The sequence below is a fragment of the Sphingobium limneticum genome, assembly GCF_008710165.1.
GTDB lineage: Bacteria > Pseudomonadota > Alphaproteobacteria > Sphingomonadales > Sphingomonadaceae > Sphingobium > Sphingobium limneticum.
The window spans coordinates 24,121-30,442 of sequence record NZ_VYQA01000028.1 but is presented as its reverse complement, the minus strand read 5'-3'; the positions used below and the strand labels follow the sequence as shown (position 1 = coordinate 30,442).

Below are 6,322 nucleotides of genomic sequence, written 5' to 3'. Positions count from 1 at the left end.
CGATTGGTACAACAATCACCGGCTCTTCGGCCCTATCGGGCACATCCCGCCCGCTGAGGCCGAAGACAATTACTATGCAGCCCTCGAGAACCTCGATATGGCTGCATAGCCCAATGAAAACTGCCTCCTGAAAACCCGGGGCGCTTCAGAAACTTTTCCAAAGCCGCTTCTTTGCCAGGCTTGGCGTCGAGCCGCACGAATAAGCCCATATGTGTCATCTTCATCGTCTCCATCTTTGGGTGTGGTTGGGTTGACTTCGAGCTGCCTGTCGTATCCGCCATTGCGCTTGTCGCGCCGGTGGCGACAACGAGGGCCGCCGTGAGCAGGAACACTTTAATGGTCCTCATTTTCTTCCCTATTTGATCGCGCCATCGTCGGCCGCGTCGCTAGACTATCATCGCAGCGGAGCGTTAGCGCTTGGCAGAATTGACAAACCTGATACCATTCTCGCCATGAGCACAGCTACGACAATTTTAGCGCTTGATGGGGTGTTCGATACTGGGCTTGCGGCGTTTCAGGACACCTTAGCGACGGCGCGCGACTTGGCGCCCCCCGCCTTGCGTGAAAGTTTGAACTCGTCGGTTTCCAGCATTCGTCGCGCAACACATACAGCGCACGGCCTCGCAATCCCTACGGTTCGGGCCGACGCCCTCCCGACTCCCGGCTTTGTCTTCGTGCCGGCATTGGGAGCGAAGACGGAGGAAGGCATTGCCGACGCCCTTGCTCATCCCGATGTAAAGCGAGCTGTCGAACTATTGCGAACCTGGCAGGCAAATGGTGCGACTATCGCTGCTGCTTGTACGGGGACATTCGTCCTCGCCGAGACGGGATTGTTAGACAAACAAGAGGCCGCCACCAGTTGGTGGCTCGCACCTTTCTTTAGAGCCCGGTATCCCAGCGTTGCACTCGATGACAGCCGTGCGCTGGTGGGTAACGACAGGGTCGTTACCGCAGGCGCGGTGCTTGCACATTTCGATTTGGCGCTCTGGTTCGTTCGTCAGCGGAGCCCCGAACTGGCCGACACCGTCGCTCGCTACCTAATGCTCGATCCTCGCTCGCCTCAAGCCACCTATGCCATCCCGGATCATTTGCGCCACGCCGACCACCTGGTGATGCTCTTCGAGAAGTGGGCGCGTGAAAACCTCGATACGGGCTTTTCCTTGGAGCAGGCCGCGGCCTTTGTCGGGACAAGTGAACGAACTCTGTCCCGCAGAATCAATATGGTGCTGGGCCGCTCTCCATTGTCTTATTTCCAGAGCCTGCGCGTTGAACGAGCGGCTTATCTCCTGAGGACGACCAAATTGGGAATGGATGAGATCGCAGCCCGCACCGGCTATGATAATGCAGCCACTCTCCGCACTCTGCTACGTCGTAAGACTGGCCGCACCGCCTCAGAAATTCGCCGGACGAACCATTTAGGAGTGCAGGATTAGAGCCGTGCCCGAGCGGTTTGGGACGGCTGGAGGGTCGGGACGTTGAGGGGTGAAGGAGGATGGCGATGCCTTCACCTTTGTCCGTCGATTTACGCGAGCGTGTCGTGTCGGCCGTAGCCGCGGTCGCGTCCTGTCATCAGGCTGCAGCCCGGTTTGGGGTCAGCGTTTCCAGCGCCAGCCGCTGGTCGGATCGGTTTCGCCAGGAGGGACAGCTTGCGCCCAAGCCGTCGGGCGGCGATCATGCCTCGCACCGGATCGAGGCGCAGGCCGACCTGATCCTGACGATCTACGAGGCGCGGCCGGCGATCTTTCTGCGCGAGCTGCGTGACGCTTTGACCGAGCGCGGCCTGCAGACCAGCACGAGCAGCCTATCCCGCTTCTTCGCCCGGCGTGGCATCACCCGTAAAAAGGGGCGATCCACGCCGCCGAGCAGGCGCGCGAGGACGTAAGGGCAGCCCGCGAGGCTTGGTTCGAGAACCAGGACGGCCTCGATCCCGACAGGCTGGTTTTCCTCGACGAGACTGCCGCGGCCACCAACATGGCATGCCGCTACGGTCGGGCTCCGCGAGGCGAGCGCTGCCGGCTGGCTGTCCCGCACGGGCACTACAAGACCACCACGATCACTGCCGCCCTGCGCAGGGATGGCCTGTGCGCCACTTCCCTGTTCGACGGCGCCACCAACGGCGCACGCTTCCGGGCCTACGTCGCCGACACGCTTGTGCCCGCGCTCAAGCCCGGTGACACCGTCATCCTCGACAACCTGCAGGCCCACAAGGTGGCAGGTGTGCGTGAGACCATCGAGGACGCCGGGGCGAGGCTGCTCTACCTCCCGCCCTACAGCCCGGACTTCAATCCCATCGAGCAGATCTTCGCCAAGCTGAAGGCTCTGCTCCGGACAGCGGCGGCCCGCACCGTCCCTGATCTGTGGCACGCCATCCGGCAGGCTTTGGCTCGCTTCACGGCAGATGAGTGCCGCAACTCCCTTGCTGCCGCCGGCTACGATACCGACTTGGCCGTCGCTACGTGACCGGGCACGGCTCTAAGTGCGGGAGGACACGGGCAAGAAAATGAGCCTGAAATTGTCATTTAAGATAAGTACGCAGAATCTTCATTACGCCCTCCACGCCGTCATCGTGATCGCCACCTGCGCCTCCGACGGCCCGATTTGCGCCCGCACCGAATGTTTCCCTGAGATGACTCTGCATCACTTCTGCCATCAGTCCATTTGTCGCACCACGCATGGCGACAATTTGCTGCAGCAGGGGAGCGCAATCGGCCCCCGCTTCGATCGCGCGTTCCAGAGCGTCCGCCTGACCCTTGATACGCCGCAAGCGTGTGATGGCTCGCTTCTTGTCCTCTGATGAATGTGGCATCGCGTTTTCCCGAGAAATCGCTGAAGCATACTATACAGGGGGGGAGTTTCAATCCTGCACGGAGCCGGGCGTTTTTCCAATCGGGCGAGGTTCCGGTCATGCTCTCAAGCCTGCGCCACGAGCAGCCCTGGCATGGGCGCCGAGGGTCCGATCCTCCGTTGGGGAAGGGGGGAGTGATCGCCCCCCCCCCCCCCCCGGTATGCCGGTCAGACCGTAACGACGACCTTGCCGATCTGGTCGTTCGATTCGAGGAAGCGGTGAGCGTCCTGGATGGCGTCGAGCGGGAAAGTGCGCGCGATCCGCGGCTTGAGCGCGCCCGATTCCAGACCCGCCACGATGAACGCCTTGGCGCGATCGAGGGCGGCATCGTCCGAGACGATCTCGCTGTAGAGATACCCCTTGAGCGTGAGGCTCTTGCCCAGCACGGAGAACAACGGGAACGGCGTCGGTTCGCCGCTGAGCGCGCCATATTCGAGCAGGATGCCGCCGCGTGCCATGCTCTCGGTCAGCGGCTCGAACGACGGGCCTCCGACCGGATCGAGCACCACGCGCGCACCCTGACCATCGGTTATCTCCATCACCCTCGCTACCAGGTCCTCTTCCCCGGTCGCGACGACATGATGCGCACCGGCATCGATCAGGGCCTGGCGCTTGGCGCCGGTACGCGTCGTCGCGATTACCGTCGCGCCGACCATCCGCGCAATCTGGAAGGCCGCAAGGCCGACGCTGCTGGAGGCAGCTGTGACGATGACGAAATCGCCCTCGCCGAGTTTCGCCTGCTCCACCAGTGCACCCCAGGCGGTGACATACTGCATCCACACGGCCGCCGCTTCCTCGAACGACAGCGCCGCCGGATGCTTGACGACGAGGCGGGCGGGCACGTTGGCGACCTCGCCATAGGTGCCCCAACGCGCGATATCGAGCGGGGGGATGACGCTGACGGCTTCGCCTTCCGCAAACCCGGTAACGTCGGCGCCGACCGTAACGACAGTGCCGGCAGCCTCATAGCCAAGGCGGCTCGGGAACTCGGCTTCCTGAAGGTAGGCATGGTTGCGGAACATCACCTCGGCGCGGTTTATGCCTATCGCCTTCACCGCGATCTGCACTTCGTCGGCCGCGGGAGCGGGGACTGCCACATCTTCAATCCTGAGGACGCTGGCGTCGCCATATTCGTGGATACGGACGATGCGGCTCATTGGAGACTCCTTGATTATTTAATGATCGTTCTGTAAGGGAGCGGACCACCCGTTTCAAGATATTATTTATCGATCGTTCCATATCGTGCATCAGAGATGACAGAGACGAAAGCCCGTCGCCGCGCAGGTCGCCCTCGTGTGTTCGACACTGACGCTGCGCTCGACAAGGCGGTGCGGCTGTTCTGGCAGCGCGGCTACGAGGCGACATCGATGGCCGATCTGGTGGCGGAGACTGGCGTCGCCGCCGCCAGTCTCTATGCAGCGTTTGACAACAAGGCGGGGCTGTTTGCGGCGGTGATCGAGCGCTACGCCGCGACGTTCAGCGTCCACCTCTATGCACCCATCAACGATCCGGCGTTGTCCACCTACGAGGCCGTCAAAGGCCTGCTGGAACGGGCGGCGTCATCATTCTCGGAACCCGGAACGCCGGCCGGCTGCTTCATGTATTCAGCAGCGGCAGCCGTTTCGCCGGCGTCCGCCGCCATCGAATGCCTGCTGCGCGACAAGCGTATCGCGGCGGAGGCCCTCCTGATCGAGCGTCTGCAACGCGGCGCCGCGCAGGGCGAGCTTGCGGCCAACTCCGATCCGGCCGTGCTAGGCAAATTCATCAATACGGTCATGGAAGGCATGTCCGTTCAGGCGCGCGACGGCGCTACGATCAACGAACTGCTCTCCATCGCCAAAATGGCACTCGATCGATGGCCGGCCGCGATATGATCGCTACATGGTGGTCATCTGCCAATCCGCCTCCCGCCACCGAACAGTCGAACTCATCTCATAGGACAAAAGCACATGAAACACGTGACATTGCCCGGCGGGGAAGTGGTTCCTTCGATGGGTCAAGGCACCTGGAAGATGGGTGAGCGTGCCGAGCGGCGATCCGATGAGATCGCCGCGCTGCGCGCCAGTGTCGAACTGGGTATGACGCTCGTCGATACAGCGGAAATGTACGGCGACGGTGCGGCGGAAGTGCTGATCTGCGAAGCGCTCGGCGACCGTCGCGACGAGTTGTTCCTCGTCAGCAAGGCGTATCCACAGAACGCATCGCGCTCCCGCCTTACCGGTGCGTGCGAGGCGAGCCTGAAGCGGCTCGGCACCGATCGGCTCGACCTCTACCTGCTCCACTGGCGGGGATCGGTGCCGCTCGCTGAGACCGTGGAGGCAATGAAGGCGCTGAAATCGGCAGGGAAGATTCGGCATTGGGGTGTCAGCAACCTCGATACCGACGATATGGACGAGCTTGTCGCTGCCGGCGGAGATGGCTGCGTGACCGATCAGATCCTCTACAATCTCGTCCGTCGAGGCCCCGAATTGGACCTGCTGCCGTGGCTCGCCGAGCATAACATACCGGTTATGGCGTATAGTCCAGTCGAGCAGGGACGACTTTCAAGCCATCCCGCCCTCGAAAAGATCGCAGCCGAGGTCGGTGCAACCCCTGCCCAAGTGGCACTCTCCTGGACGTTGCGGCACGATGGCGTCATCGCCATCCCGAAAGCGAGTTCGATCGCACACGTGCGGGAGAACCGCGCGGCCGCGGATATCGTGCTCTCCGACGCCGACCTTGCGACGCTCGATGCGGCATTCCCCCGGCCAGCGGGCCGTCGCCCGCTCGAAATGCTGTAGCGTCAGATGGTGACATCCTCTCTCAAAGCAACCGAACGCAAATCGGATCGCCTCGAGGCGTTCATGGACGCGGTGCTTGCGATCGCGATCACCCTTCCTGCGGTGGAGCTGCATGCACCGAAGCCTGAAGAGGGCGATCTCGCAGCGGCGTATCTGAAGCTGGCGCCGGAGTACGGCACCTACGTCCTCAGCGTGATCCTCATCAGCCTCTACTGGGCGCACAGCCATTTCAGCGGCAAGCTGCTGGAGAAGACCGATCACGGCTACAACCTGCTGAGCATCGGCTTTCTGGCTGCCGTCAGCATCACTCCATTTCCCGCCCGCCCGTTGGTCGAACACCTCGGCGGAGATGCGGAGAGCGCCACCGCCACTTTATGGTATCTGGGCGTAGCAGCGACACCGGCGACCTGGTGGTTTCTACGGTGGGTGTACGCCACCGCCAGAGGTCTTCCCGATCGAAGGCTGACCGACGCTTATCTTCGCCGTCTTACCATCAAATATGGCCTAACCGCCGCTGCCTATTGGGCGGCATTCGGCTTGGCATTCTGGGATTGGCGTGTTGGACTGATCGCCGCGGGGATCCTGACCTTGACCTACATCGTTCCGCCAGCAAAGCCCAGCTACAAGCCAGGCCAAGAACCGGAGAATGGTTGAGACCGGCTATAGACCCGGCACGGCGGATGCTCACATCGGCTAA

The 6,322-nt window shown here is 62.3% G+C and carries 7 protein-coding genes; 5 read left to right on the top strand and 2 right to left on the bottom strand.

Annotation, left to right across the window (positions count from 1 at the left end; translation table 11 throughout):
* Window positions 1-452 precede the first annotated feature (452 nt).
* Together F4U95_RS22445 and F4U95_RS22440 are read left to right on the top strand one after the other, a co-directional pair.
* Window positions 453-1,433, top strand: a complete 981-nt coding sequence (locus tag F4U95_RS22445) for a GlxA family transcriptional regulator (RefSeq protein ID WP_120252783.1) — start codon at window positions 453-455, stop codon at window positions 1,431-1,433.
* 65 nt (window positions 1,434-1,498) lie between these two features.
* A protein-coding gene (locus tag F4U95_RS22440; protein WP_120253505.1) for an IS630 family transposase occupies window positions 1,499-2,460 on the top strand; the annotation gives its coding sequence in 2 pieces (ribosomal slippage) (window positions 1,499-1,850 and window positions 1,850-2,460; 963 coding nt in all).
* A gap of 55 nt (window positions 2,461-2,515) precedes the next feature.
* On the opposite strand, the gene F4U95_RS22435 is transcribed toward F4U95_RS22440, so the two are convergent.
* Both F4U95_RS22435 and F4U95_RS22430 read right to left on the bottom strand, forming a co-directional pair.
* A complete protein-coding gene (locus F4U95_RS22435) occupies window positions 2,516-2,806 on the bottom strand; it encodes a metal/formaldehyde-sensitive transcriptional repressor (RefSeq protein WP_047820964.1) in 291 nt (96 codons plus the stop codon).
* A 206-nt stretch (window positions 2,807-3,012) separates the two neighbouring features.
* Complete coding sequence (locus tag F4U95_RS22430; protein WP_009823890.1) at window positions 3,013-4,002, bottom strand: zinc-dependent alcohol dehydrogenase family protein; 990 nt, start codon at window positions 4,000-4,002, stop codon at window positions 3,013-3,015.
* A gap of 138 nt (window positions 4,003-4,140) precedes the next feature.
* On the opposite strand from F4U95_RS22430, the gene F4U95_RS22425 reads away from it, so the two are divergent.
* The 3 genes from F4U95_RS22425 to F4U95_RS22415 all read left to right on the top strand — a co-directional run bounded on the left by F4U95_RS22425 (window position 4,141) and on the right by F4U95_RS22415 (window position 6,279).
* A complete protein-coding gene (locus tag F4U95_RS22425) occupies window positions 4,141-4,719 on the top strand; it encodes a TetR/AcrR family transcriptional regulator (protein WP_234781428.1) in 579 nt (192 codons plus the stop codon).
* A 75-nt stretch (window positions 4,720-4,794) separates the two neighbouring features.
* The gene (locus F4U95_RS22420) at window positions 4,795-5,625 is read left to right on the top strand and encodes an aldo/keto reductase (protein WP_172598864.1); all 831 of its coding nucleotides are present in this window, start codon (window positions 4,795-4,797) and stop codon (window positions 5,623-5,625) included.
* 6 nt (window positions 5,626-5,631) lie between these two features.
* Window positions 5,632-6,279, top strand: a complete 648-nt coding sequence (locus F4U95_RS22415) for a TMEM175 family protein (protein WP_120252786.1) — start codon at window positions 5,632-5,634, stop codon at window positions 6,277-6,279.
* Window positions 6,280-6,322: the final 43 nt, after the last annotated feature.